Raw genomic sequence first — 26,872 nt, forward strand, 5'->3', positions numbered from 1 at the left:
CTTATTGGCAATGAGGGTAATATATACAGACCATGCCGCAATAAGTGGTAGTCACTCGAAATGTCTGATAAACCATAACTTATTCTTACTATTATTTTGTCATTATGATTTTTTTTCTTAACTTTGCAGCTAAATAATGAAACAATAACATAACAAGAAAAAAACAGATGATACTCATAGCTGACAGCGGAAGTACAAAAACAGACTGGTGCGTTGCTAAAGACGGATTTACGGTGAAACGTTTCACTACACAAGGCATCAATCCTTACCATCAAGATGAAAGGAGAATTAATGGGATAGTGTTAGACGAGCTCCTGCCGCAAACTGGTGAATATAAACTAAAAAAGATAGTGTTTTACGGAAGCGGATGCCGGGATGAGACTATTCCGACACTGAAAAATATTTTGTATAGTGCTTTCAATAACAATGTTGAAGTGGAAATATACAGCGATTTACTTGGAGCTGCAAGAGCTATCTGTGGACATGAAGAAGGAATTGCATGTATCTTGGGAACTGGTTCTAACTCATGTCTTTATGACGGGAAGAAAATCGTAGGTAACATACCACCATTAGGATATATACTCGGTGATGAAGGAAGCGGGGCTACACTTGGAAAAATATTTATAAATGAAATATTAAAAAACAACCAAATGAGCGACCTTAAAAAAGAGTTTCTACAAGTATTGCAAATGACCGAAGGAGATATTATAGACCGGGTGTACCGCCAGCCCATGGCCAACCGCTTCCTTGCCTCTCTAGCCCCATTCATTCATAGTCACATAGAACGTCACGAAGTGAACGAAATAGTGACAGAAAACTTTAGGCAGTTTCTCCTGAAAAATGTGAAGCGTTACCATCGAGACGACCTTCAGGTTAGCTTTATCGGAAGCATTGCGTGGCACTTTAAATCTCAGCTCCTTCAGTCAGCGTTAGAAGAAAACGTTTATGTAGGAAGTGTGGAAAAAAGCCCTATGGACGGACTTTTGCGGTATCATTTCCGATGAAAAGACAATGTTTTTTGTTTTTTTTAAAATAAATGAGAAAAAAGTATGCACATTTGTTGCGGTATGCAAAAAAATATTAGTACCTTTGCACCACGAATAGTGACACGTTTTGTGAAACAAATTTTGAAATAATATATTTTTATATGAATTTTTTCTTTTTTATCACCGTCATTTTGACGGCTGTCGTCCTGGTAGTGGGAGCTTACGTGGTAGCCAAACTCATTGGTCCACGTTCGTACAACCCCGTGAAGGGTGAGCCGTTTGAGTGTGGTATTCCGACCCGCGGCTCTTCATGGCTGCCTTCACACATCGGCTACTACCTCTTCGCCATCCTCTTCCTGATGTTCGACATCGAAACGATGTTCCTCTACCCTTGGGCTGTAGCTGTCAAACAGTTTGGACCGATGGCTCTCTGCAGCATCGGATTTTTCATGCTGGTATTAGTATTTGGCCTTGCGTATGCTTGGCGGAAAGGAGCGTTGGAATGGAAGTAAGAAAACCTGTTATCAAAAGCATTCCTTACGACGAGTTTAAGGACAATGCCGGGCTTGAGAAAATCATCGACGAGCTACACGAGGGTGGATGCAACGTAGTGGTAGGGTCGCTTGACCAGGCTATCAACTGGGGACGAAGTAACTCCCTATGGTCACTCACCTTCGGAACAAGTTGTTGTGGTATTGAGTTCATGTCGGTAGGTTGCGCACGTTACGATTTTTCGCGCTTTGGATTTGAGGTTACAAGAAACTCTCCCCGACAGGCTGACCTGATTATGGTTGCAGGTACAATAACCCACAAAATGGCTCCCGCTTTCAAGCGTCTTTACGATGAAATGGCTGAGCCCAAGTACGTTGTAGCCGTGGGTGGATGCACCATCTCTGGAGGCCCGTTCAAAACCAGTTACAACGTGGTGAAGGGTATAAGCGAGATAGTGCCCGTGGATGTCTATATTCCCGGATGCCCTCCTCGCCCTGAAGCCATTCTCTATGGTATGATGCAACTTCAGCGCAAGGTGAAAGTGGAAAGATTCTTCGGTGGCGCTAACCACAAGCAGACCAGCGAGGAACGACTGCTCGGACTGTCCAACGAGGCCATCTCTGCCGGATGGAAAAAGCCTATGGTAGTGGCAGATGCGCCTGAAGACTTCGTGAAAAACATTAAAAAGGAACAGGAGGATGCCAAATGAAACTCAACAACCTCGTATTTGACTTTGACAAGTTTGCCGTAGAAATGGCAAACCTGAAGGAAAAGAAACATTTCGACTACCTCGTAACCATAGTGGGTGAGGACTTCGGACCGGAAGAGGGACTCGGATGTATCTATATTCTCGAAAACACCAAGAACAACGAGCGCACAAGCGTAAAGATGCTGGCAAAAAGGGTAGGGGAGAACGACTTCGTCATTCCTACCGTGACACATCTTTGGAAGGTGGCTGACCTGCTTGAGCGCGAAGTGTTTGACTTCTACGGAATAAAGTTCCTCGGACACCCCGACATGAGACGTCTCTACCTGAGAAACGACTTCAAGGGACACCCCTTCCGCAAGGACTGGGAGTTTAACGACTCTTACACCTTAGAGGACGACCAGGAATCTGATTTCACCACTGTTTACAGCCTTACCGACGACGGCAAGCTCAAGAGCGAGCAGCGCAGACTGTTCGCCGACGATGAGTTTGTGATAAACATCGGCCCGCAGCACCCGTCGACTCACGGTGTGCTCCGACTGCAGACTGTTGTCGATGGTGAGACCGTGAAACGTATATATCCTCACTTGGGATACATACACCGCGGTATTGAAAAGATGTGTGAGGGATACACATATCCTCAGACCCTTGCTCTCACCGACCGTCTGAACTATCTCTCTGCCATGATGCACCGCCATGCCTTGGTGGGCGTAGTGGAGGAAGCCCTCGGCGTGGAACTCACCGACCGCATCAAGTATATCCGCACCATAATGGACGAGCTGCAGCGACTCGACTCTCACCTGCTTTACTGCGGATGCTGCGCACAGGACCTCGGAGCCCTCACGGCGTTCCTTTACTGCATGCGCGACCGCGAGCATGTGCTTAACGTGATGGAGGAGACCACCGGCGGACGACTCATTCAGAACTATTATAGAATAGGTGGACTTCAAGACGACATCGACCCCGACTTCGTTAAGAACTGCAAGGCTCTTTGCAAGTATCTCCGACCGATGATCAAAGAGTATATGGACGTGTTTGGCGACAATGTCATCACCCACAACAGATTTGAGAAAGTGGGCGTGATGGGTCTCGACGACTGCATCAACTACGCGGTGACAGGACCTGCCGGACGCGCCGCGGGATGGGCAAACGACACACGCAAGCGCCATCCTTACGACATGTACGACAAGGTGGAATGGCAGCAGATAACGATGACCGGCTGCGACTCCATGGACCGCTACCTCATCCATATCAAGGAGATGTACCAGAGCCTCGACATCATCGAGCAGCTCGTCGACAACATTCCCGAAGGCGACTTCTATATCAAGCAGAAGCCCATCATCAAGGTTCCTGAGGGACAGTGGTACTACTCGGTGGAGGGAGCCAGCGGCGAGTTTGGTGTTTACATCGACTCAAAGGGCGACAAGAGTCCCTGGCGTCTGAAGATGCGCCCTATGGGACTTTCTCTAACCGGCGCTCTCGACCCGATGCTTCGCGGACAAAAGATTGCCGACCTCGTGACCACGTGCGCAGCTGTCGACTTCGTAATTCCTGATATAGATAGATAGTTGACGAGTTATCAACTGAAAAACTGGTCAACTTAAAAGAACTTGTTTAATAAACAGATATATATGTTTGATTTTAGTATAGTTACAACATGGATTGACTGTTTCCTGCGCGACACTCTCGGGCTGGGAGACTTTTGGTCTATCCTTATCGAGTGTGTACTGGTGGGCGTCGGAATACTCATAGGCTACGCCACACTGGCCATCATCTTGATATTTATGGAGCGTAAGGTGTGCGCCTACTTCCAATGCCGCCTCGGCCCTATGCGAGTAGGTCCTTGGGGCGTGTTCCAGGTGTTTGCCGACGTGCTGAAGATGCTCATCAAGGAAATCTTCACCGTTGACAAGGCCGACAAGTTCCTCTATTTCATCGCCCCGTTGTTTGTAATCGCGGCTTCCGTTGGAACCTTCTCTTTCCTGCCATGGAACAAGGGAGCCTCGGTGCTTGACTTCAACGTTGGAATATTCCTTCTCACAGCCGTGTCGAGCATTGGCGTGGTTGGTGTGTTCCTCGCCGGATGGGGTAGTAACAACAAGTACTCCGTGGTGTCTGCCATGCGTGGCGCAGTTCAGATGATTTCCTACGAGATGTCACTATGCCTCTGTCTCATCACGGCAGTGATACTGACTGGCACAATGCAGATGTCGGGCATCGTGGAGGCACAGACCGGTCCATGGAATTGGCTGATTTTCCGCGGCCACATTCCCGCCATCATCGCCTTCCTCGTGTTCCTCGTTGCCGGTAACGCCGAGGCCAACCGTGGTCCGTTCGACCTTGCCGAGGCAGAGAGCGAGCTCACAGCCGGTTATCACACAGAATACAGCGGTATGGGCTTCGGTTATTTCTACCTTGCCGAGTATCTTAACCTCTTCGTTATTGCAGCCATCGGCGCCACGGTATTCCTTGGCGGCTGGGCACCGGTTAACGTAGGCATCGAGGGCTTCGATGCAGTAATGAACTACATTCCCGGCATCGTGTGGTTCCTCGGAAAGACCTTCGCCCTGGTATGGGTGCTGATGTGGATCCGCTGGACATTCCCTCGCCTTCGTATCGACCAGATACTCACCCTTGAGTGGAAATACCTCATGCCATTGTGTCTGCTCAACCTCATCCTCATGACCATCGTGGTGGCATTCGGATGGCACTTCTGATAATATTAAAGAATTAAAATTTTAAAGAATTAAAGTTTTTATGAGTAACAAATCATATTTCGGAGGTATTGCCGACGGACTGAAAACCCTTGCCACTGGTATGAAGATTACCTGGAAGGAGTATTTCACACCGAAGTCCACAGAGCAATATCCTGAAAACCGCAAAACCACACTCCACGTGGCAAAGCGCCACCGCGGGCGACTGGTGATGCTGCGCGACGAGAACGGCGCTGTGAAATGCACGGCATGCACTCTTTGCGAAAAGACTTGCCCTAACGGCACCATCAAAATCACATCGCAGATGGTGACAAACGAGGAAGGCAAGAAGAAACGCCAGCTCGTGGACTACCGCTATGACCTCGGCGACTGCATGTTCTGCCAGTTGTGTGTCAACGCATGCAACTTCGGTGCCATTGAGTTCACCAACGATTTTGAAAACTCTACCTTCGACCGCGACGCACTCGTGCTTCACCTCGACAAGGAAGAGTACAAGAGCTCCTTGCCTAATCTGCTCGAAGGAGGCGCACCGCTCACTATTGGTAAGTTCAATACTAAAACTAAGTAAGGGAGGACGTAGAATATGGCAAATATTGTAATGTTTTGCATTCTGGCGGTTGTCATCTTGGGTGCAGCCGTCATGAGCGTGGCCACTAAGCGCATCATGCGTTCGGTCACCTATCTGCTCATAGTGCTCTTCGGAGTGGCCGGACTCTATTTCCTGCTTGACTACACCTTCCTCGGTGCGGCTCAGATTGCCGTTTACGCAGGCGGTGTGACCATGCTGTTCATCTTCGCCATACAGATGGTAAACAAGCGTGCGCTCGAAGGTGCTGTGGAGAGACTTAAGGCCAAGAGCATCGTACGAGGCGTATTGCTCGCCGTGGTGGGACTTGTCACTGTGCTGTGCGTGCTCGCTAAGAACAGGCTTATAGACAATGTGGTGGAAGCTACGGAAAACGGTGAAGTGTCGATGGAAGTAATAGGCAACGCACTCGTGGGCTCCGACAAGTTCCAGTATGTCCTTCCGTTCGAGTTCATCTCGGTGTTCCTGCTTGCATGCATCATCGGCGGAATAGTAGTATCAAGAAAAGAAAAGGAGATAAAGTAATATGGTACCAGTAGAATGTTATTTCGTGCTTAGCGCACTGTTGTTCTTCATCGGCGTATTCGGCTTTGTGACACGCCGCAACCTGATAGCCATGCTCATCTCCGTTGAGCTTGTGCTCAATGCCGTAGACATCAACTTCGCGGCATTCAACCGCCTTCTGCATCCCGACCAGCTCGAAGGTTTCTTCATGACACTCTTCTCTGTTGGTGTGAGCGCTGCCGAAGCCGCTGTGGCTATTGCGATTATACTCAATGTTTACCACCGTTTCAACAGCGACAAGGTGAACAGTATCCAAAACCTCAAATACTAATTGTGCCTTATGGATTATAGTTATGTATTTCTAATACTTCTCCTGCCCCTGTTCTCGTTTGTAATACTCGGACTGGCTGGAATGAAGATGTCGCACAAGGTGGCTGGACTCATCGGCACCACGTCGCTTGGTATCGTCACCGTGCTTTCATATATTACGGCGTTAAGCTATTTCTTCGGGCCAAGGTGTACCGACGGTGCATATCCTACCATCGTTCCGTTCAACTTCACCTGGCTGCCATTAGGCGACCTTCGCTTCGACCTTGGCTTCATGCTCGATCCTATTTCGGCCATGATGCTCATAGTCATCTCAACGGTCAGCCTTATGGTTCACATCTATTCTTTCGGCTACATGCATGGAGAGAAGGGATTCCAGCGCTACTACGCTTACCTCTCGCTCTTCACCATGTCGATGCTCGGCCTTGTCGTGGCAACCAACATCTTCCAGATGTACCTGTTCTGGGAACTTGTGGGTGTGAGCTCTTACCTGCTCATCGGTTTCTACTATCCGCTTCATGCCGCCGTGGCCGCTTCGAAGAAGGCGTTTATCGTGACACGTTTCGCCGACCTCTTCTTCCTTATCGGTATTCTCATCTTCGGTTACTACACACAGTCGTTCTCGTTCTCGTTTGTAGAAAACCTGCAGATGGCAGCTGGAGCCACACCGTTCCTGCCAGTAGATACGGCAAAGGCGGTGGCAGCCGGAGGTTTCATACTTCCTACAGCTCTTGTTCTGATGTTCATCGGAGGTGCCGGTAAGTCAGCAATGTTCCCACTCCACATCTGGCTGCCCGACGCCATGGAAGGCCCGACTCCAGTCAGCGCGCTCATCCACGCCGCAACGATGGTTGTTGCCGGTGTGTTCCAGATTGCGCGTCTCTTCCCACTGTGGATTGAGTATGCTCCCGGCCAGATGAGCATCGTGGTATGGGTGGGTGTGTTCACCGCTTTCTATGCCGCCGCAGTAGCTTGCGCCCAGAGCGACATCAAGCGTGTGCTTGCTTTCTCTACCATTTCTCAGATTGCGTTTATGATGGTGGCGCTCGGTGTATGTATGCCAGGTCACCATGGTGAGATAATTGACACCCACGGCTCATTGGGATATATGGCATCCATGTTCCACCTCTTCACCCACGCCATGTTCAAGGCTTGCCTGTTCCTCGGTGCAGGTTGTATCATCCACGCCGTACACAGCAATGAGATGTCTGCTATGGGTGGACTGAGAAAATACATGCCGGTGACACACATCACGTTCCTCATCTCATGCCTTGCCATAGCTGGTATTCCGTTCTTCTCGGGCTTCAGCTCAAAGGACGAGATTATCACCGCTTGCTTCCAGTACAGTCCGCTTGTAGGCTGGATTATGACTGGTGTAGCTGCCATGACGGCGTTCTACATGTTCCGTCTCTACTACGGCATCTTCTGGGGCACAGAAAACAAGGAACTCCACGCTCACCACACTCCGCATGAGGCACCTCTGACTATGACCATTCCACTCATTGTGCTCTGCGTCATCACCGTTGGTGTGGGTGTGTATACCACCATCGCCGGTTTTGCCGGTCTGGGCGGCAGCTTCGGTAGTTTTGTGACTGCCAACGGTCAGGACTATACCATCCACTTCGACCTTCAGGTGGCCGCCACATCTACCGTGATAGCCATATTGAGTATCTGTCTTGCCACATATATATATAAAGGTGAGCAGCAGCCAATAGCCGACCGTCTCTATCGCACGTTCCCAAAGCTCCATCGTGCAGCCTACAAGCGCTTCTATATGGACGAGGTTTATCAGTTTGTCACACACAAGATTATCTTCCGCTGCATATCAACTCCAATAGCATGGTTTGACCGTCACGTGATTGACGGCACATTCGACTTTATGGCTTGGAGCGCCAATGAGGCAGGTGAGACAATCCGCCCATGGCAAAGCGGCGATGTGCGACAGTATGCAGTATGGATTCTCACGGGCTCAGTAGCCTTGGCTCTTATCCTGCTTGCCATTTAATTAACTCTAATGAATTAAGAAATTAAAGATATGAGTATATTAAGTTTATTCGTATTGATTCCTGTTCTGATGTTGCTCGGACTTTGGCTCTCGCGCAATCTCAATCAGGTGCGTGGAGTGATGGTGGCAGGCTCTACAGCATTGCTGCTTCTCTCCGCATGGCTTACGGTAGCTTTCATACAGGCACGTAATGCCGGCAACACCGACGTGATGCTCTTCACATACAGCACTCCGTGGTTCCGTCCGTTGAACATTGCCTACTCAGTAGGTGTAGACGGAATATCTGTCGTAATGCTCCTTCTCTCGAGCATCATAGTTTTCACCGGAACGTTTGCCTCATGGCAGCTTAAGCCTATGACTAAGGAATACTTCCTTTGGTTTACGCTTCTCTCAACTGGTGTCTACGGATTCTTCATCTGCACCGACATGTTCACCATGTTCATGTTCTATGAGGTAGCCCTCATCCCGATGTACCTTCTCATCGGAGTATGGGGTTCTGGCCAGAAGGAATATGCAGCCATGAAGCTCACGCTGATGCTTATGGGAGGTTCTGCTCTCTTGATCATCGGCATTCTCGGCATCTACTATTTCAGTGGTGCCACAACAATGAACGTCAATGAGATAGCCGCCATGAACAATATCGACCCGGAGATACAGAACATATTCTTCCCGTTCATTTTCATCGGTTTCGGTGTGCTTGGAGCCCTCTTCCCGTTCCACACATGGTCGCCTGACGGTCATGCATCCGCCCCTACGGCAGTGTCGATGCTCCACGCTGGAGTGCTCATGAAGCTCGGAGGCTACGGATGCTTCCGCGTGGCAATGTATCTCCTTCCTTCCGCCGCTCAGGAGCTGTCATGGATATTCCTTATCCTTACAACCATCTCTGTGGTTTACGGAGCCCTTTCTGCCTGTGTTCAGACCGACCTTAAGTACATCAACGCCTATTCGTCGGTCTCACACTGCGGCCTTGTGCTCTTCGCCTTGCTCATGATGACCAAGACAGCCTGTACCGGTGCAATCCTCCAGATGCTCTCACACGGTCTTATGACAGCCCTTTTCTTCGCCCTCATCGGTATGATTTACGGACGCACACACACTCGTGACGTACGTCGTTTGGGAGGTCTGATGAAGATAATGCCATTCCTTTCTGTTGGCTATGTCATAGCCGGTCTTGCCAACCTCGGTCTTCCTGGTTTCTCAGGCTTCATAGCCGAGATGACCATCTTCGTGGGTTCATTTGAGAATGCCGGCACATTCCATACAGCCTGCACCATCATCGCCTGCTGCTCAATAGTGGTGACAGCGGTCTACATCCTCCGCGTAGTGGGCAAAATTCTCTTCCAGGATGTGGCAGACCCACACTATCTCACCCTTACAGATGCCACATGGGACGAGCGTTTCTCCGTTTGCTGCCTCATATTCTCTGTAGCAGCCCTCGGTCTGGCTCCAATGTGGGCAAGCAACGTCATTGGCGATGCAGTTGGTCCTATCCTTGATGTAATTATGAAATAACATGTAATAAGCAAAAATATGAATTACGGACAATTTCTAAATATGATGCCTGAGGTCACGCTGATGATAGCCTTGGTAGCTGTGTTCATCGTCGATTTCATCTTCCACAAAAAGGAATCAAGCAGGCCACAGGCTCTCTTCACTGTCACCACCGGATTCCTGGCCTACCAGTGTATCTCATGCATACTCGCCTCTCCGGCAGAGGCTTTTGAAGGCATGTATGTGTCTACGGCAGCGGCTAACGTCATGAAATTTATTCTCACGGCAGGTACTCTTGTCGTGGTTATCATGGCTCAGCCTTGGCTGCGTCAGAAAGATGTGGCAGACAAGGATGGAGAGTTCTACATGCTCGTCATCTCGACACTTCTCGGTATGTACATGATGATGTCGGCTGGACATTTCCTCATGTTCTTCCTCGGACTCGAGATGGCTTCCATTCCCATGGCTTGCCTCGTGGCCTTCAACAAGTACCGCAAAGAGTCGGCTGAAGGTGCAGCAAAGTTCATTCTCACAGCATCGTTCTCAAGCGGTGTGATGCTCTATGGACTCTCGTTCATATATGCCGAGACTGGTTCGCTATATTTCGGCGACGTGGCTGGCAGCATAGGTGTCAACGCAATGACTATTCTTGGACTCGCCTTCTTCTTCAGCGGACTCGGCTTCAAGATCTCTCTCGTGCCGTTCCATTTCTGGACTGCCGACACTTACCAGGGAGCTCCAACACCGGTAACCGGATACCTCAGCGTAGTGTCGAAGGGTGCAGCCGCATTCACACTTATGATCATCCTCATAAAGGTGTTTGCACCTATGGTTGAATACTGGGAATACATCCTCTACATAGTGATCGTGCTCAGCATTACCATCGCCAACCTGTTCGCAATACGCCAGAACGAGCTAAAGCGATTCATGGCTTTCAGCTCAATCTCACAGGCAGGATACATCATGCTTGCCGTGGTGGGCAACAGTGCCATGAGCGTGACTGCGCTCACATACTATGTGCTCGTATACGTAGTTGCTAACATGTCGGTGTTCACTGTCATCAACGTTGTTGAGACTCGTGGTGGCGGAACAACAAAGATGAGCTGCTATGACGGCTTCTACAAGACCAACCCGAAGCTCTCGTTCCTCATGACACTCGCTTTGTTCTCGCTTGCGGGCATTCCACCTTTCGCTGGTATGTTCTCCAAGTTCTTCGTGTTTATGGCAGCAGCACAGGAAGGTTCGTTCCTCGCCTATTTCGTGGTGTTCATCGCACTTATCAATACAGTAATCAGTCTCTACTACTATCTGCTTATTGTCAAGGCCATGTACATCAAGCCGTCAGACAACCCATTGCCAACATTCAAGAGCGACGTTAACAGCAAGGTGGCACTCGCCATCTGTACAGCCGGCATCGCCCTCTTCGGAGTATGCAGCTGCATCTACGACTGGATAGCCGCAGCGGCGAACTAACATCTTAAATAAAGAATGAAGAGTGAAGAATGAAGTATCCTCCATTCTTCACTCTTCATTCTTCATCTAAAAACAATCCTTTCTCCTCACTCCACATAAAAAAAGTATTATTTATGAAACAATTCGCTTTTACCCTGCTTTTGCTCATGTTTGCCACAACAATGTCGGCACAGCAAGGCAAGTCGCTTTCTATTCTCGGTGACTCTTATAGCACATTTGAAGATTATCTTCAACCAGACTCAAACTTCGTGTGGTATTTCAAAGGAAAACATGAAAAGACAGATGTCACACGCGTGGAACAGACATGGTGGAGCATACTGCTAAAGAAAACCGGAATGAAACTTTGCAGAAACAACTCATTCTCCGGGTCCACTATTTCAAGCACAGGATACCGCAAAGAAGACTATTCACAACGTTCATTCTGCAAAAGACTCTGGAACCTCGGATGCCCAGACGTGATAATTGTACTCGGAGCCACCAACGACAGCTGGGCAGGATCTCCCATTGGAGAATACAAATATTCAGACTGGACAGACCAGGACCTTTATTCATTCAGACCTGCAATGGCATACATGCTCTATCATCTCCAAAACAGATACCCCAACACAGAAATACACTTCGTAATGAACAGCGAACTTAAAGAAGCGATAACTACCTCAAGCAAAGCCATTTGCGAACATTATGGAGTAAACTTCATTCAACTGGAGAACATACATAAGATAAACGGGCATCCAAGCATTAAGGGTATGGAAGCCATTGCTGAACAAATCGCAAAGAATCTAAAATGTGAAAAATGAATAGTGAAGAATTGCTTAGTGGACTAAACGAAGGACAAAGGGCGGCAGTTGAATACTGCGATGGCGCACAACTCGTGATTGCGGGAGCAGGATCGGGAAAAACACGTGTGCTCACCTACAAGATTGCATATCTCATAGAAAGTGGTATGGAACCATGGCGTATACTTGCCTTGACTTTTACAAACAAGGCTGCAAACGAGATGAAACAAAGAATAGGGTTGCTCGTCGGACCTGAAAAGGCAAGATACATTAATATGGGAACGTTCCATTCTGTCTTCTCCAGAATACTAAGACTCGAAGCCGAAAAAATCGAATTCAACAATAATTTCACTATTTACGACCAAACAGACTCAAGATCACTCGTAAAAGCTATCATTAAGGAAATGGGACTCGACGACAAAAAGTATAAACCGGCTTCTGTCGCCGACCGTATTAGCCGCGCCAAAAACAATAAGGTCAACGCTCAGGCGTATGCACTCGATGCCAGATACAAACAACGCGACAACGACAACGGAACACCGATGATAGCTGAAATCTATAGCCGATACAACCAGCGATGCTTACAGGCCAACGCCATGGATTTTGACGACCTGCTGCTCAACTTTTATTTCCTGCTCAGCAACGACGAGGAAACGAGGCATAAGTATTCTGAAAGATTTGAATACGTGCTTGTTGACGAGTATCAGGACACTAACACCGTACAACAGGACATCGTGCTGCTGCTCACTGCCGAAAGGCAACGCGTATGCGTGGTGGGCGACGACGCACAAAGCATCTACAGCTTCCGTGGGGCAAACATTGACAATATTCTCGACTTCGGTAAGCATTTTGACAATTCCAAACTCTTCAAACTCGAACAGAACTACAGGTCTACACAAACCATAGTGCAAGCTGCAAACAGCCTTATTGCACACAACAAGCGACAGATACCCAAAGAGGTGTTCAGCAAAAAAGAGGAAGGGGAGAAAATATTGCTGAAAATGGCTTACAGCGACCAGGAAGAAGCCTTGGTTGTGACAAACGAAATACAAAGAATAAAAAGAAGGGACAAGTGTGAATACAGCGATTTCGCCATTCTTTACCGCACTAACGCCCAAAGCCGAAGCTTCGAGGAACAGCTAAGAAAACAAAACATTCCATACCGTATATTCGGAGGCATGAGCTTCTATCAAAGAAAGGAGATAAAAGATATACTTGCATACTTTAGACTCGTGGCAAACCCTAACGATGAGGAAGCTCTTAAAAGGGTTATCAACTATCCTACAAGAGGAATAGGAGCTACAACGCTCGCCAAAATTGTTGACGCTGCAAACAATAACAGGCAAAGCCTCTGGAATGTGATGAGAAAAGCCGAGGACAAAGGCTTCACCAAAGCCACTGCCGCCAAACTCAAAGCCTTTCAGGCATTGGTCGACAGTTGGACCGAACGACTGCTCACCGAAGATGCATATACGCTAGGAAGCTCTATCATCAGGGAAAGTGGCATACAGAAAGATATCTATGCTAAAAGCAGTCCTGAAGACGTGGCAAGACAGGAAAACGTTGAGGAACTTCTTGCCGCAATAAAGGGATTCGTGGAAAGCCAACATGAAGAAGGAATGAGTAATCACGTGAATCTCGTGGACTTCCTTCAGGAGGTATCCCTTATGTCTGACATTGAAAGTGACAACGACGACAACCAGCCCAAAGTGTCGCTTATGACAATACATAGCGCAAAGGGACTGGAGTTCCCTGTCGTCTTCGTAGTAGGTCTTGAAGAAAATATCTTTCCTTCACCCATGAGTGCTGATTCCATACGTGGAATAGAGGAAGAACGACGATTGCTTTATGTAGCCATAACGCGCGCTGAAAGACATCTGATGCTTACATGCGCAGAAAACCGTTTCCGCTACGGACGTATGGAAAGCGACCAACCGTCGAGGTTCATAAGAGACATATCTTCAAATTTCCTCAAAATAGAGGGTAGGGGTGCCGCTACTTTCGGAATGTTGGAAACTTCCTCAGCAAGGACAAGGTCTTTTAATAAAAATTCACACTTCGGACATAATCCGTCTCAAATGCCAAACAAGCCACGATGGGAACAAAATCCAAATCCAGTCGCCTCACAGTTCATGGCAGACAGAAAACTCCGACTTGTACCGCCACGCAAGGAAGAGCCGGCTGTAAATCCATTTGTCAATAAAGTAGACTTCGGTCCATCGCTGTTGCATCCAGGCCAGACCATAGAGCATCAACGTTTCGGCATAGGAAAGGTGTTGGCTGTAGAAGGCAGAGGCGAAAATGCCAAAGCAACTGTCGAATTCCAAAATGCCGGCACCAAACAACTATTATTGAAATTCGCAAAATACAAGGTATTATAATACTACATATTCAATCGGGCTAATCGCCATTATGATAAATAGAATATTTATTTTATTCTGTTATAGCAAAAAAAAAGGAAAAAATTTGGTAGTTTCATCTTTTCTTAGTACCTTTGCACCCGCAAAATCCAAGTAGGTTCCGTAGCTCAGTTGGATTAGAGCAACGCCCTTCTAAGGCGTGGGTCTAGGGTTCGAATCCCTACGGAATCACTTATGGTTGAGGTTAAAATACTGAACATCAGCATTTTAACCTTTTTATATTTCCAAAAGTACACAACAATTAATCAGTTACGCAATGATAACAATAGAACAATTAACCTTTATCGTCCGTGAGGCATCAAAACTGATGGTCACCGACGGATTTGAGATAGATCAGAAGGATGGTTTCGAGAACATCGTGACATCATCCGACGTAGCAGTACAGAACTACCTATGCAAAAGTCTATCTGTCCTTATGCCTGACTCAGGCTTCCTGTGCGAGGAAAAGGACATAAACGACTCGTGCCACGAATACACATGGATTATAGATCCCATCGACGGTACCGCCAACTACAGCCGTGGCATCGACCAATGCGCCATCTGCGTAGGACTGAAACATGGCGAAGAGATGCTGATGGGTGTGGTCTTTTTGCCACGCACCAACGAACTTTTCCATGCTGAGAAAGGCAAGGGAGCCTTTCTGAACGGCAAGAGGATCCACGTCTCCGACCGTGGTTTCAGCAATGCAGTGCTGTGTACCGCCCTGCCCGTATATCATAAGGAGTATGCCGAGGTGTGCTCAAAGATTATCGTCGAAACCTTCGGCAAATGCAACGACATACGCCGTTTCGGTGCCTGCGCCCCCGAACTCTGCTATTTGGCGATGGGCAGGTGCGAGCTCTATTTCGAATATTTGCTCAGTCCGTGGGACTATGCCGCCGCCTCGCTGATAGTGACAGAAGCCGGAGGAGTCATCACGTCATCCGACGGTAGCCCGTTGCGCCTCACTGAGCCCACGGGAGTCGTTGCCGCCAACAACGTGTCGAACTACAACCAGATGCTTGACATTGTAGCTTTATATACTTAATATTCCGGCTTTATTGGAAACACATAAAACTTGCGGCTCTTGTCGAAGTCGAGCATCCATTGGTCGAGGACTATGTGGTTGTCTAATGCCTCGATGGTCAGAGTATGATTGCCTTTTGCTATATTGACGGGAAGTTCCCGCAGAGCCTGTTGGCGGAGCACGTTAAGTTTCCAACGCTCAGAGCGGAAAGGTTCCTTGAGGCTGAACATCTGCGGCTCGCCGCCGTCAATTCTTACCGAGAAGCGCAGTTCACCCTTGTCGTTGGGCTGTGTGGGAATGAGAGCCATACGCAGAATGGCTTCGCCTTCCCTTGGGCAGTCGAAAGTGTAAGTGACTGTTCTTCCTTTAGGCAGGCGCACGGCATTCATAGAATGTCCTAACGCCTCTACACATTTAGCCCCCTCGTCGGCCTTGTCCCACTGGCAGGCGTTGCGTGCTATGTAGCTTCCGTCGTTAGCTATTTCACCGACCGTGTTGTCTGGCTGGTTCTTGTATTTGTGTACTTCCTCGTCGGTCAGCATCATCGGCAGTTTCGGGGCATAGAAGACGTATAGGTCGCGCGGATTGTCAACAATAAGATGTTGCCACTTTCCGTCAGCCAACTCATTATTGTAGTAGGCGGTGAGGTTGCGTATCTGCTGATATGCATCCTGGCTCTTGGCGCAAGCCGTTAACAGGGCTTCGTCGCGCTGCCAGCGTCCAGCACCACTTTTAGTTTTGGCAATGAATCTTGCCCTTTGTGCCTCGAGCATCTTGCGGCTCATGGCTGCTGCCGACAGTACGGGATATTTCACATGGGAGAAGAAAGTGGCATGGCGATTCTCTGGCAATGTTTTTTCTATCTCTTCCAACGCGTCGGTCACCTTGCGCCAGTCGGTGAGATAGCGGTCGAGTTCGCCGCCGAAGGCTGTGAGGCTGAATTCCGTGTCACTCACGTCCGACCATCCCCATTGGTATTTCTTCTTGTCGAGCTCTACCTGAGTCCATCCCATAAACTCTGGCTTGCGTATAGCTGTCAGTCGGTAGAACTCCTGCATCACAGGCAGCAGACGTTCGCCTGCCTGTTGTCCGAACTCACGGCAGAGCCAGCGTAGCTGATGGTCGTAGATGGTGGAGGGCTGAATGGAGTTGATGTTCCAAGCCATGTCGAGAAACAGTTCAAGGTCGTAGGCAGCCGTCTTCAGTTCATGTACGTTTGCAATCCAGAGTCTTCGTGCATTATGGTCGTAAGCCTCGCGCATCTCGTTGTAAATGAGTCCCGGCTGTGTGGTTGACAGCCATAGGTAGTCGTGAGGCCTGCCCCAATAGCTCAGGTGATAATACACTCCTGCCCCACCCTTTCGCTTCTGCTGCAGCGAGTCGCTCAGTCGGGTCATGTAGCCATAGTTGTCGTCACACCATGTCAGCATCACGTCGTCGGGCACCACAAGTCCGTTCTCCATCACCTTTAGCACCTCCTTGTATGGCACAAACTGCTGTGGAATCTGTTCAACACGCTTACTTACACACTTGCCGAGCATCACCCTCTGGTCGTCAATCACCTGCTGCAGTGCGGCAGTCTGGTCGTCAAGGTTCTTGCCCACTCCCTCCATTGCGCCATCGTGTATGCCACGCATTCCTATTGTGTAGATATTTTCATACTTCCCAGCCTCTTTCAGTCGTTCAGTCCAGTAGTTCTGCACTCCCTCCTTGTTTTTTATATAGTTGTAGGCTCCACGCTCCTTGGTGTTCCATTCCCCGGCATTGTTGCGCATCATCGGTTCGCAGTGCGACGTGCCTATGACAATGCCGCAGGAGTCTGCCACCTCCTTTGCTCCTGGAATGAGGAAGAAAGGAATTGACGATTCGTGCATGGCGGGCCAGATGGCATTTGCCCTTAGGCGCATCAGCAGCTTGAACACCTCCTTGTATGCCAAGGCACTTATCATTCCCGGCCTTGCGGGAGAAAAAGTTCGCCAGCTCCACGGTTGTGTCGACCAGTCCTCGTCGTTTATAAAGATGCCCCGGTATTCCACCGATGGGCTTTGCTCCGTATGGAAGTCTGCTGGAACCTCAAGCCTCTTGCGCTTCTCCGGCATCTCGTCAGCCCACCATTTCCATGGCGACACTCCAGCCATTCGCGACAGCTCGAGTATGCCGTAGGCGGTACCACGTCCGTTGCCGCCCGCCACAATCAGCTGATTGCCTGTCACCTTAATGCAGAAAGCGTCTTTCCGCCTCTTCAGTGTCTCCACGTCGATGCCAGCCGCCTTCAGCGACTTTTCGGCAGCCTTGTCCTTATCCATCTGCACTATGCGCACCTTTGCATCGTTGCCTTCTTTTTTCAGCTTTGCACCAGTCACGTCCATCATGTCCTCGCCCCACATCTGAATTGCCGTCGTCACCACTGGCGACACGCTTTTGCTCAACGAGTAGCTGATGTGCGCTCCACCGTCGTACCAGCTGAACACATCATCCTTAGCGGCAGCCTGGGCCATGGAGGCAATACACAACATCACGAGAAAGATTCCTCTCATCTTTATATCTTTTTTGTCCATATAGATCAACGTTTTTTGTTTTCGTGTACAAAGATAAGCTTAAAAGATGTAAGCTACAAGCGGTAATCAAAAATCATAGGCAAAAAAGCAAAAGTTATAGAACTGTATTGTTTCTGCTTTCAGAATAAAATGGTGGTTCATCCGACATTTCGAGTAATGGCAAATAATTATGAGGATGAATGTCGCTACAGCTCTACACTCTACATCATTTAAGTATAAATGTCTTGTTCTTAGATAGTTAGCGAATGTAGAGTACCTCTCAACCCTACATTCACTCTACATTCACCCTTCATAAAACCAAGTTGCTTCCATTTTCACTCAAATGTCAAATATATTCACAAAGAATCCGAAGCCCGTTTTCTCTTCATTTCGTTCGCCTGTGACCCGTTGGCTGCAATGATGGATAACAGTCGAATGCTGATGTGAATGATGTAGGGTGAATGTAGAGTGAATGTAGAGTTGAGAGGTACTCTACATTCGCCAACCATCTGACTGTCAATATGTTGTCGCGAAATAATGTAGAGTGTAGAGTGTTAGCGGAGCAGGCTTATATAAAACGAGACGAGATGTCTTATGGCAACAAGCCAAACGTCTCCTACAAGCCTGTCATAGTTATGACAGGCGACTGTCATAACTTGACAGTGGGACATGGGATTACTTATGCCTCATTATCCTTGTAGTTAACTTTATAATGTTGGATACTTATCGTCTTTTTGATATTGGAGTATCGCCCTTCCTCCCTCATCTTGCATGTTGAAGTGTTTTAACCTTTTGCAAGTAACTGAAACACGAAAGAAACATAATGCTCCCAAAATTGAAAGGTACAAAAAAGTGCATTTGTGGAAAATTGCAAATCGAAGAGTTTTGAAGAGCAAAACCAGTCTTCAAGAGTGAGCAAGATATGTGGCCATGTTTGGACAGACGGCCAAGCAATGGCGTGAAGCCCATCCTGAACTGAAAGGGAATATCCGTGACTATGCTTCCATCAACGAACTTATTTGTCTGGCAAATATGGAGAACATCAATGCCGTTCTCATTGATGAGGGCGTACCGCAGGGCGACCGCCTTGTGCGCCTCAATCAGATTGCCATCAATCAGATGCGTGTGCTGGAGAACGATGATAATAGAAACCTCTTAAAATGACATGAGTGGATAGGACATAACATAGAAACGATATAAGGAAGCGTTGACTTTTTGATTCTTGGTTTCTGTAATTCGCCAAATAAGGAACGCCCAAGGATGATAGATGTTGATGCTCACGCAAGATGGCGTGAGCTGATACTTGTATCTGGGCGTAAGGCGTTTGGCGATGCCTCAGAAACCGATGCGGAATCAGTTTCACGCCATTTCTTTGTCCGATTAGGAAAGTTTAACGCCCTCGGAGGCCATATTTCCGCATGAACGGAGTATAATAATAGTAAGGACAAATATAAACGAAAAGAACAATGAACAAGAAAACTATCATCACCATCCTGCTCGCCCTCGTCGCAGTGGCGGGGCAGGGACAAGAAAAATCGGGTCTCAACCTTTGCCTGAGGGACGAGGCTACAGGCGACTGGCTCATTGGGCTATTCGACAATTATGCCGTATATAACTGCGAAATCTGGGAATATGCCAAGGCTGACACCCTCAAAGGCGAATACATACTTCGACGTGGAAAAGAAGCACTGAAAGTGAAATTCTTGGACAAGCCAAGCGGCAAAGCCGAGCGGAAGGATGGCTGTATGAGAATCGGCAAAAAGAATTACACCGTATCTAAACTGACAGAGCGCACATTGCCCGACTATCCCACGAAAGACGAGAGTGATTTCATTGATAACGGTAATGTTGGCGGTAAGGTAACACTACGAGGGAGAATTGTAAATGTACCCAAAGGTCATGAAGACAGGGTGAGTATTAGCATCCCAGATCCATTGCAGACTATCGTTGACAACGAATTGCCTATAGAGTGCGACAGCTTGGGACGCTTTGAGTTGGACATTGAATTAGCGAACACAGGAGTAGTCAGAATGTTTTGGGCAAAACTGATACTCACACCAGGCGAGACCTATTTTATCAGCATGGATAGCCAGACGGGGCAGACCTTCGTTATGGGGCGCGATTCCCGTCTGTCGAATGAGCTGTTGACGCATGACACGCCCTACTATAAAGTGAAGAGCAGTGACTTTGATAAGAAAAGCGACGCTGAATTGATGGAAGCAGTAGAGAAAGACTATGAGCGGGTCAAAGAAATATGGATGACGACGGAACAGGCATCCCCGATGCTCTCCAAACGCTATCGCCTGCTCAGCCGATGGCAGTGGAAGATGGGTGCTGCATATTCCTTGGTTCAGCGTCGGTATGACAGCCCCGATGTCAGGAAAAGTGATGATGGTCAGCTTTGGCAATGGCTCCGCGACAGCGTGTTCTCGGATATTGCACGTCCCTATACACTTGTACAGGATGATCTCGCATACACCCTTGACAATTACACCTCAGAGCTTTTGAAGCCGCGCAACAGCGGAGGCTATTCTTTTGAGTTTATAGAAGAGGCCATCAATATAGCAGAAGAGAGAAACCAAGCCGACAAAGACAGTCTGGCAATACTGAGCCAGTCGATGAATGACTATCGCGCAAAGGTCAATGGTGGGACGCTAGATTCTCTCCTGTCTGACCATCCGTTCCATGCTCTGATAAGGCAGATGTTCGCTAATGGAACGCCGTTGATGCAGATTATCAAGTCGACGGAACCCAATGAGCGCGTACTCTTGAAGAATATCCCACGGGTGAGAGACCTTGATTTGTCAGAGGAACTGAAGCAACTCTCACAGGCGGTTGCCATATACTCGCAGCTAGAACAGATGCACGGGCCATTGTCTGACGCACTTCGAAAAGTGCTGGACGAAACGGTAATGCCACCATATTATCGAGACCGCATCCTTATGCGGAGCAAATATTTCGCAGACCTTGCCGCCAAGATGAAACGAGGCAATGGATGCCTGATGCCAAACGAACCCTTGGCAGACCTGAAAGATGGCAAAGAGATTATGGACTGGATTCTGGAGCCTTATCGTGGCAGGATAGTCTATCTTGACATCTGGGGAACATGGTGCGTACCTTGCAAGGCGAATCTCAAGCAGTTCACAAAACCGCTTCACCAGAAACTCCGCGACCTGCCCGTCACCTACCTCTACCTCTGCAATAACTCATCGGACAAAGCATGGGCAAGCGTCATTGCTGAATATGAATTGGCTGGCGAACACTCCGTCCACTACAACCTTCCACTCAGCCAGCAGGCAGCTGTGGAGAAATACTTAGGCGTTAGACATTATCCCACGTATATCTTGTTTGATCAGAACGGCAAGATGCTTCCTGGCGAGTTCAAGCCATACGATATGGATGCACTGCGTAATACAATTGAGGAATTGATGAACACGAAATGAATATGAACAAGAAAACCATCATCACCATCCTGCTTGCCCTCGTCGCAATGGCGGGGCAGGGGCAAGTGAAATGCCACGTCGTTGGCACGGTGGCCGAAGGGACAACGTCCGTAGAACTGAGGATATACCGCGACGGCGAAGACCCGAAGAACAGTACATTGCGATCTGTGGTAAAGAACGGACGCTTTGAGTGCGACGTGGAGGACGCACAGATAGAGCGCTGGCACATCGTGGACTTTGGCGAGGTGATGGAGAAGGGCATGACCCTCCGCGCGTAAGAGTTCTTCTCAGAGGACGGCGCAACTAAATCCTTCAAATTATGTCATAAAAGTCTGGTAATGCTCTGGATTGAGTGAGCCTATAATCTGATTGAAGAGGACGGCACACTACATGCCAAGGACAAAAAAGTGGCCGACTATTATATATAGGTGATAAAGACAGACGCACAGACGCTGAGCTTCGACAACAGCGGTCGCCTGACGGCAAAGGAGGTGAAGCTGACACTTCGACCTTCCCTCCGAACACTCTTCAGGACTCTTCGAGTGGAGTGTAAAATAAAAACGAGTTGACGAGTTGACAACTTGTCAACTCGTCAACTTATATTCCTAATATACGCTGTATGTGCAATACTGGGTGAGGAACGACTTGCTGTTGCGACCTCCTGTTGTTTTAATGTAATTCTGTATCAAATCGTATGTGGCACGCGAACACTTTAATGTGGCTTTTTTCGACTTGTTGGAAGTGCAATAGAACCAATAGTCGATATTGACATTGGAAGGCACATTGAAATTAGGTCCGAGGTCAATTTCTTCTATATTTGTACTATTAAACATACTGCCGATACTTGTCACATTATCAGCGCTCCATCCAGAAATGTTTATCTTCTTTGCATTTCCACAATCAGCGAATGTGCTGCTAAGGTTCTGAACTGACGTAGTATTCCAGCCGGAAAGGTTGATGGAAGTGGCTGAACATCTATAAAATGCTTGGTCCATTATGGTGGCGGAAAAGAAGTCGGCATCTACACATGTGAACTCGCCGTTGCCGCCTACATAGGCGAACGCATTCTTCATTTTAATGATATTCGACGTATTGCTCTTGCCGAACACAACAGTCTGAAGACTATTGCAATTGCTGAATATAGAGGTGAAATCATTGGCATTATGGAAGTCAAACGAAGACATGTCCACCTTCGGCAACAGATAGCAGTTGGTAAACATCTCCATAACTCCCGTTTCCTCCAACGATGTCTTGCTACAATTCATTTTCACATCGGTGAGCTTCTGACAATTCCAGAACATACGGTTGAAGGTTGTAACCTTATCAGTGTTCCACGAACTGATATCCACAGACTTGAGCGAATAGCAACGGTCAAACAGGTTTTTCATCGAGGTGACGTTGGACGTGTTCAAATCCTTCACGTTTACAGACTCAAGACTCTCACATAGAGTAAAGATTCCGGACATGTTGGTCACGTTTGAAGTGTTGAGTGGAGTGAGGTCCACGCTCTTTAGCTTCTTGCATTCTTTGAACATGCTTGCCATGTTGGTGCAGAGCGAGATGTCAAGTCCCGAGAGGTCAACCTCCTCCAAGCCAGAGCAATTAGCGAACATGCCAGATTGGTTTCATATTCTTGTTTTTATTTTCATAGATTTGGTGCAAAGATAATTAAAATATCATAAAGTCCCAAATATTTTTCAAAGAAAATAGACAAATATCTATAAAACATCTCTTTTCCTGGCAATTTATCTGCTTTTCCGTATAAAAACTATATAAACGAGCCTGAGTTTTGGAAGAATGGGAAGTTAAGGACACTTCCTTAACTTCCCTTATTAGCTAAATATGAGTATCTTAGCACACCTTGTTTAGTTTCTTCACAATAAGGAAGATGAACAGGGCGGCTACAAGACAGATGCACATAAGAGTACCCCATACGATTGTGAGATCCATACCCCACATATGACCTGGGATAGACACGAGCTTGTTGCCAAGAGCAGTGGATACAAACCATCCTCCCATCATCATACCCTTATACTTTGGAGGAGCCACCTTGGTTACAAGTGAGATACCAATGGGCGAGAGCAGAAGCTCGGCGAAGGTAAGCGTGAGGTAGGTGGTAATGAGAAGATTTGGTGTGACGTCGGCTACGTGGTTGGGATGGTCGGTGGCTGGAAGGCCGACAGACGAAACGGTCATGAGCAGATAGGCTGCTGCAGCCACAAGCATACCAAGACCTATCTTCACTGGCGCCTTAGGCTCCTTGCCTTTCTTGGCAAGCCAGCCAAAGAGGGCGATGCTGACCGGAGTAAGCATTACCACAAAGCAGGCATTGAACTGCTGGAATATTGGGGCTGAAAGAGTAATCTCTGGAGCGAGGTTTATGTAGTTGTAGCCAAGAATGGCGAGTCCTAAGGCTATTACCACACCATAAATAACCTTTGCCTTGGATGTGACACTCTGAATGACGCCAAAGATGCCATAAACAAGGAAGATACACGCCACGAGGTTGGTAACGTCGAAGAACATTGACTGTATGCCAGAAGACTTTGTAGCAGTGAACTCGTCAGCAAACCAGGTGAGCGTGAGTCCGTTCTGATGGAATGCCATCCAGAAGAACACTACGACGGTGAACACGAGTACGAGACAGATGATTCGCTCGCGAGTCTCGGAAGGCGACATCTCGTCTACTACCTCATCTACCACTTTTTCTTTCTTTTTCACGGTGAGCACCTGGCTGAAGGTCTTCTTGCCAAGATAATATATCAGGATGCTGGCAATCACCGAAACGCATGCCACGGCAAATGCGAAGTGATAGGAGTCGGCCTTAGAGTAGCCCAAAGAGAGCTGTGCCCAGTCCATTATCTTGATGGCTGCGGTAGGTGCGAAGAGTGCGCCCACGTTGATGAGCATGTAGAAAAGAGAGAAGCCTGAGTCTCGCTTGTCGGCATACTTAGGGTCGTTGTAGAGGTCGCCTACCATAACCTGAAGGTTACCCTTGAAGAGTCCTGTACCAACACTGACGAGCAGCAGTGCGCCACCCATGGCAGCGATAGCCACAGTGCCACCTCCGAGAGGTACGGAGAGCAGCAGATAGCCGATGAACATGATAAAGATGCCGATAACCACCATGCGCGAATAGCCCCAGCGGTCGGCTGCCATTCCTCCAAACAATGGCAGGAAATAGACTAAGGTTAAAAACCAAGTGTAGATTTCGGAGGCTGTACCTGCCGCAAAACCAAAATTCTCTCCTAGGAAGAGAGCAAAGACTGCAAGCATCGTGTAATAGCCGAATCGCTCGCCTGTGTTGGCTAATGCCAACGTCCAAAGTCCTTTAGGTTGTCCTTCAAACATAATTTTTTGTTTTTGTTAATAATTTATTATTAAAGTTATCAATATCAGGTTTTTCAATTTTACTTAATTTTTCCGTTCTTAGTCCTCATGATGTCAAACAGATAGGTGAGTTTCACCATTAGACAGTTGTTGTTGCTCTTTCCAAAAGGGTCTGACTTCGTGTTTTTGAACACATTTCCCAGACCATAGTAGTATCGGCCTTCGAGCAAGAAGTGGCCAAGCTTTGGGCGGGAGAACTCAAGTCCCAATCCTACGGCAATGCCATAGTCGAACTTGTTCTGTATCTCAATAGTGTCCTGGTAGGCATACTGCTGCACTCCAACTCGGTCGCTGATATTTCGGTTGTCGTACTCGAAATTAGTAGTCACCTTGTCGTTCAGGAAAAAACCTAACTGTGGTCCGAGCTGGAAGAAAGCCTGAAAACCCTTACGCTCCCTACCCCACCCCAAACGGGCCATGAGTGGAACCTGTATGTAGGTAAGCTGACGCTGATACTGCTCTGCCTCATTGGAAAATGCGTTTATCACGGGATTGTTGTCCTGGTCTGTAATGCTCTCTTTCCATCCCATCTGCGTAAGGTTTACCTCCGCCACAATGGCACAGATGCTTTTGAAGTATTTTTCACACGTATAGCGTATAGTGGCTCCCGCCGTGAATCCTCCGAGCTGCGACTGCGGCACGTTTGGGCTGAAGCCCACATTGCTCATGGTGTAACCGCCATTAAAACCCACTGACAAATCGTTGCGATGGTCGCCCACTTGGGCATGCAATATTGAGGGCAGTGTAACCAAAAGCAGAAGAAAGGTTCTATATAGTCTGTTCATAGATATATATAATAATGTGTCTTACATGTGTTTCACTTAGAAATGGATTGTCTCAACGCTATGCCCAGGCAGATAGTGTACAAACAGTATGCTGCGGTTTTTGTATCCACCGCCATTACCCACGCGCTCAAAACCAAGAGGTGTTTGTATTGGTGTATAGCCCACGGAACCTGGAGCGCCCGTAAACTTGTCGCCATAGAGGTAGAGACCTCTGATAAAGAAGAAAGCCTGGTCGAAACCTGTAATGGCGAAGCGCGGAAGGGCCTGTATCATGTCGGCATGGAAGTTCCAGCGATACTTCTGCTGGAAGCGGGCGGTGCGTGACGAGAGCGGGTTGTAGTGGAAGTAGCCCGGGATATGCACCTCGTACTTATAGAAATTATCGAGGTTGTATTTCGTATACATCATCCACTCAGTGTAACCGAACATCTTTATCTTCAGCGTTGGATAGTTCATCTTCATGTTGTCGAGCTTGGCTATGGCAAGGTTTAACTCTGGCGAGCGACCGGTGTTGAGCACCACCACATTGGGCAGCGTGCGGCTGAAGGCCTTTGTGAAATACTCCTCGCTCGACTTTACGTTGGTGATGGAATACTCACGGCCAATGGCTTCTAAGCGCCGGCGAAGACCGAAGGTGAATATCCCCTTACGGCTGGTGGTGTCGTTACAGTCTACAAAGATGACATGGTGGCCTTTAAACCGTTCAAGGAAACGGGCAATGACCAGCTCGTTGAAATCCTCAGGCGACTGGTATACCTGAAAGAGGCGGCTGTTGTCGGTCACGGCAGGGGCGTTGATACTGAAAGGTATGAGCACCTTTATGTCATGCTTCTTGGCAAATGCCGCAAGAGCTGGCACCTGCGAGGAATATAACGGACCTATGATAAGGTCGCACGCCGCAGCTTCGTTTTCCTTTAGCGTCTTGCTTATGTCAGCATCCTTCGGCACGTTCCACGCATGCACATCCACCGACACTCCAAGACACCTGAGACTGTCGCATGCCATAAGCACACCACGATAGTACTCCACCATACGTCGCCCGTCGCCGTCATCGTCATGAAGAGGCAACATCACTCCTACATGTACCTTGCCTCCCTGCACAGTCTTAGCCTGTGCATTGGTCATAGGCACCAAAAAGACCACAAAAAACAGTAAAATATGTCTTAAAAAGGATATCATAATCATAAATTTGAATTATTCGCGTACAAAATTACCAAAAAAGAGTGGA

Annotated in this window: 24 protein-coding genes, 1 tRNA gene and 1 pseudogene; 21 read left to right on the forward strand and 5 right to left on the reverse strand. The window is 48.0% G+C overall.

What is annotated here, in order from left to right; translation table 11 throughout:
• The first annotated feature begins 167 nt into the window (after positions 1–167).
• The 15 genes from CIK98_RS13160 to CIK98_RS13230 all read left to right on the forward strand — a co-directional run bounded on the left by CIK98_RS13160 (position 168) and on the right by CIK98_RS13230 (position 15,510).
• Entirely contained in the window at positions 168–1,004 is an 837-nt protein-coding gene (locus tag CIK98_RS13160; protein ID WP_094384971.1) for an ATPase, read from the forward strand.
• A gap of 143 nt (positions 1,005–1,147) precedes the next feature.
• Complete coding sequence (locus CIK98_RS13165) at positions 1,148–1,498, forward strand: NADH-quinone oxidoreductase subunit A (protein ID WP_094384973.1); 351 nt, start codon at positions 1,148–1,150, stop codon at positions 1,496–1,498.
• Positions 1,489–2,187 (forward strand): NADH-quinone oxidoreductase subunit B, encoded by a 699-nt coding sequence (locus CIK98_RS13170; protein WP_094384975.1) that lies wholly within the window; start codon positions 1,489–1,491, stop codon positions 2,185–2,187. Before CIK98_RS13165 ends, CIK98_RS13170 begins: the two co-directional genes overlap by 10 nt.
• Entirely contained in the window at positions 2,184–3,752 is a 1,569-nt protein-coding gene (locus CIK98_RS13175; RefSeq protein WP_094384977.1) for an NADH-quinone oxidoreductase subunit C, read from the forward strand. Before CIK98_RS13170 ends, CIK98_RS13175 begins: the two co-directional genes overlap by 4 nt.
• Before the next feature lie 63 nt (positions 3,753–3,815).
• Positions 3,816–4,901 (forward strand): NADH-quinone oxidoreductase subunit NuoH, encoded by a 1,086-nt coding sequence (gene nuoH, locus CIK98_RS13180; protein ID WP_094384978.1) that lies wholly within the window; start codon positions 3,816–3,818, stop codon positions 4,899–4,901.
• Between the two features lie 40 nt (positions 4,902–4,941).
• Positions 4,942–5,466 (forward strand): NADH-quinone oxidoreductase subunit I, encoded by a 525-nt coding sequence (locus tag CIK98_RS13185; protein WP_094384980.1) that lies wholly within the window; start codon positions 4,942–4,944, stop codon positions 5,464–5,466.
• A gap of 15 nt (positions 5,467–5,481) precedes the next feature.
• Positions 5,482–6,009, forward strand: coding sequence for an NADH-quinone oxidoreductase subunit J (locus tag CIK98_RS13190; RefSeq protein WP_094384982.1), 528 nt, complete (start codon positions 5,482–5,484; stop codon positions 6,007–6,009).
• A gap of 1 nt (position 6,010) precedes the next feature.
• Positions 6,011–6,319 carry an NADH-quinone oxidoreductase subunit NuoK gene (gene nuoK, locus CIK98_RS13195; protein WP_094384984.1) on the forward strand — a complete coding sequence of 103 codons (309 nt, stop codon included), beginning with the start codon at positions 6,011–6,013 and terminating at the stop codon, positions 6,317–6,319.
• A 9-nt stretch (positions 6,320–6,328) separates the two neighbouring features.
• Positions 6,329–8,320 (forward strand): NADH-quinone oxidoreductase subunit L, encoded by a 1,992-nt coding sequence (nuoL, locus tag CIK98_RS13200; protein WP_094384986.1) that lies wholly within the window; start codon positions 6,329–6,331, stop codon positions 8,318–8,320.
• 30 nt (positions 8,321–8,350) lie between these two features.
• Positions 8,351–9,835 (forward strand): NuoM family protein, encoded by a 1,485-nt coding sequence (locus CIK98_RS13205; protein WP_094384988.1) that lies wholly within the window; start codon positions 8,351–8,353, stop codon positions 9,833–9,835.
• Between the two features lie 18 nt (positions 9,836–9,853).
• Complete coding sequence (locus CIK98_RS13210; RefSeq protein ID WP_094384990.1) at positions 9,854–11,287, forward strand: NADH-quinone oxidoreductase subunit N; 1,434 nt, start codon at positions 9,854–9,856, stop codon at positions 11,285–11,287.
• A gap of 113 nt (positions 11,288–11,400) precedes the next feature.
• Positions 11,401–12,084, forward strand: coding sequence for an SGNH/GDSL hydrolase family protein (locus CIK98_RS13215; RefSeq protein ID WP_094384992.1), 684 nt, complete (start codon positions 11,401–11,403; stop codon positions 12,082–12,084).
• On the forward strand, positions 12,081–14,444 hold the full coding sequence (locus CIK98_RS13220; RefSeq protein WP_094384994.1) for an ATP-dependent helicase: 2,364 nt from the start codon (positions 12,081–12,083) through the stop codon (positions 14,442–14,444). Before CIK98_RS13215 ends, CIK98_RS13220 begins: the two co-directional genes overlap by 4 nt.
• A gap of 135 nt (positions 14,445–14,579) precedes the next feature.
• Positions 14,580–14,654, forward strand: a tRNA-Arg gene (locus CIK98_RS13225).
• A gap of 85 nt (positions 14,655–14,739) precedes the next feature.
• Positions 14,740–15,510: an inositol monophosphatase family protein gene (locus CIK98_RS13230; protein WP_094384996.1), complete on the forward strand. Its 771-nt coding sequence runs from the start codon at positions 14,740–14,742 to the stop codon at positions 15,508–15,510.
• Here the strand turns inward: CIK98_RS13230 and CIK98_RS13235 are convergent.
• On the reverse strand, positions 15,507–18,047 hold the full coding sequence (locus CIK98_RS13235; protein ID WP_253249740.1) for a glycosyl hydrolase 115 family protein: 2,541 nt from the start codon (positions 18,045–18,047) through the stop codon (positions 15,507–15,509). The genes CIK98_RS13230 and CIK98_RS13235 overlap by 4 nt on opposite strands.
• Positions 18,048–18,547: 500 nt before the next feature.
• Between CIK98_RS13235 and CIK98_RS17740 the strand changes: the two genes are divergently transcribed.
• From CIK98_RS17740 to CIK98_RS18305, 6 genes and pseudogenes are all read left to right on the forward strand, one after another.
• Positions 18,548–18,727, forward strand: a complete 180-nt coding sequence (locus tag CIK98_RS17740; protein ID WP_141210546.1) for a hypothetical protein — start codon at positions 18,548–18,550, stop codon at positions 18,725–18,727.
• 223 nt (positions 18,728–18,950) lie between these two features.
• Positions 18,951–19,190: pseudogene (locus tag CIK98_RS13240) on the forward strand (KilA-N domain-containing protein); the annotation flags it as partial.
• 96 nt (positions 19,191–19,286) lie between these two features.
• Entirely contained in the window at positions 19,287–19,448 is a 162-nt protein-coding gene (locus CIK98_RS18300) for a hypothetical protein (protein WP_172409947.1), read from the forward strand.
• Between the two features lie 44 nt (positions 19,449–19,492).
• A complete protein-coding gene (locus CIK98_RS13245) occupies positions 19,493–21,469 on the forward strand; it encodes a TlpA disulfide reductase family protein (RefSeq protein WP_094384998.1) in 1,977 nt (658 codons plus the stop codon).
• Positions 21,470–21,534: 65 nt separating this feature from the next.
• A complete protein-coding gene (locus CIK98_RS13250; RefSeq protein WP_172409948.1) occupies positions 21,535–21,747 on the forward strand; it encodes a hypothetical protein in 213 nt (70 codons plus the stop codon).
• Between the two features lie 150 nt (positions 21,748–21,897).
• Positions 21,898–22,038 carry a hypothetical protein gene (locus CIK98_RS18305; protein ID WP_172409949.1) on the forward strand — a complete coding sequence of 47 codons (141 nt, stop codon included), beginning with the start codon at positions 21,898–21,900 and terminating at the stop codon, positions 22,036–22,038.
• A gap of 36 nt (positions 22,039–22,074) precedes the next feature.
• On the opposite strand, the gene CIK98_RS13255 is transcribed toward CIK98_RS18305, so the two are convergent.
• From CIK98_RS13255 to CIK98_RS13270, 4 genes are all read right to left on the reverse strand, one after another.
• On the reverse strand, positions 22,075–23,082 hold the full coding sequence (locus CIK98_RS13255) for a BspA family leucine-rich repeat surface protein (RefSeq protein WP_094385002.1): 1,008 nt from the start codon (positions 23,080–23,082) through the stop codon (positions 22,075–22,077).
• Between the two features lie 238 nt (positions 23,083–23,320).
• The gene (locus tag CIK98_RS13260) at positions 23,321–24,820 is read right to left on the reverse strand and encodes a peptide MFS transporter (protein ID WP_094385004.1); all 1,500 of its coding nucleotides are present in this window, start codon (positions 24,818–24,820) and stop codon (positions 23,321–23,323) included.
• Between the two features lie 59 nt (positions 24,821–24,879).
• Positions 24,880–25,644: a porin family protein gene (locus CIK98_RS13265; RefSeq protein ID WP_094385005.1), complete on the reverse strand. Its 765-nt coding sequence runs from the start codon at positions 25,642–25,644 to the stop codon at positions 24,880–24,882.
• Between the two features lie 36 nt (positions 25,645–25,680).
• On the reverse strand, positions 25,681–26,823 hold the full coding sequence (locus tag CIK98_RS13270) for a hypothetical protein (protein WP_094385007.1): 1,143 nt from the start codon (positions 26,821–26,823) through the stop codon (positions 25,681–25,683).
• Between the last annotated feature and the right edge of the window lie 49 nt (positions 26,824–26,872).

Origin of the sequence: Prevotella sp. P2-180, assembly GCF_002251435.1 — a bacterium.
Taxonomy (GTDB): domain Bacteria; phylum Bacteroidota; class Bacteroidia; order Bacteroidales; family Bacteroidaceae; genus Prevotella.